Source organism: Bacillus sp. SRB3LM (genome assembly GCF_015712745.1).
In the GTDB taxonomy this organism is placed as follows: domain Bacteria; phylum Bacillota; class Bacilli; order Bacillales; family Bacillaceae_G; genus Bacillus_A; species Bacillus_A thuringiensis_K.
This window is the reverse complement of record NZ_VWVQ01000109.1, coordinates 1-558: the sequence shown is the minus strand read 5'-3', so window position 1 is coordinate 558 and position 558 is coordinate 1. Positions and strand designations below refer to the sequence as shown.

Genomic DNA, 558 nt, shown 5'->3' with positions numbered 1-558 from the left:
CACCCGTTCCCATACCGAACACGGAAGTTAAGCTCTCTAGCGCCGATGGTAGTTGGGACCTTGTCCCTGTGAGAGTAGGACGTTGCCAGGCAATATTATTCCGCAGTAGCTCAGCGGTAGAGCTATCGGCTGTTAACCGATCGGTCGTAGGTTCGATTCCTACCTGCGGAGCCATTGGAGAGCTGTCCGAGTTGGCCGAAGGAGCACGATTGGAAATCGTGTATACGTCACAAGCGTATCAAGGGTTCGAATCCCTTGCTCTCCGCCATAGGATTTATAATATTTGGCCCGTTGGTCAAGTGGTTAAGACACCGCCCTTTCACGGCGGTAACACGGGTTCGAATCCCGTACGGGTCACCACTTTGGAGGATTAGCTCAGCTGGGAGAGCACCTGCCTTACAAGCAGGGGGTCGGCGGTTCGATCCCGTCATCCTCCACCATATAAATTTTATATAAATAGTATTATCGCGGGGTGGAGCAGCACGGTAGCTCGTCGGGCTCATAACCCGAAGGTCGCAGGTTCAAATCCTGTCCCCGCAACCAAATGGTCCCGTGGTG

The 558-nt window shown here is 53.6% G+C and carries 5 tRNA genes and 1 rRNA gene; all 6 read left to right on the top strand.

Features of this window, described 5'->3' with window-relative positions:
- Nucleotides 1-91 (top strand): 5S ribosomal RNA (gene rrf / locus F3I02_RS32365); the annotation flags it as partial.
- Nucleotides 92-99: 8 nt separating this feature from the next.
- Nucleotides 100-174 (top strand) — tRNA-Asn (locus F3I02_RS32360).
- A gap of 2 nt (nt 175-176) precedes the next feature.
- Nucleotides 177-268: transfer RNA gene (locus F3I02_RS32355), tRNA-Ser, on the top strand.
- Between the two features lie 17 nt (nt 269-285).
- Nucleotides 286-360: transfer RNA gene (locus F3I02_RS32350), tRNA-Glu, on the top strand.
- Between the two features lie 4 nt (nt 361-364).
- Nucleotides 365-440: transfer RNA gene (locus F3I02_RS32345), tRNA-Val, on the top strand.
- A 26-nt stretch (nt 441-466) separates the two neighbouring features.
- Nucleotides 467-543 (top strand) — tRNA-Met (locus tag F3I02_RS32340).
- Nucleotides 544-558: the final 15 nt, after the last annotated feature.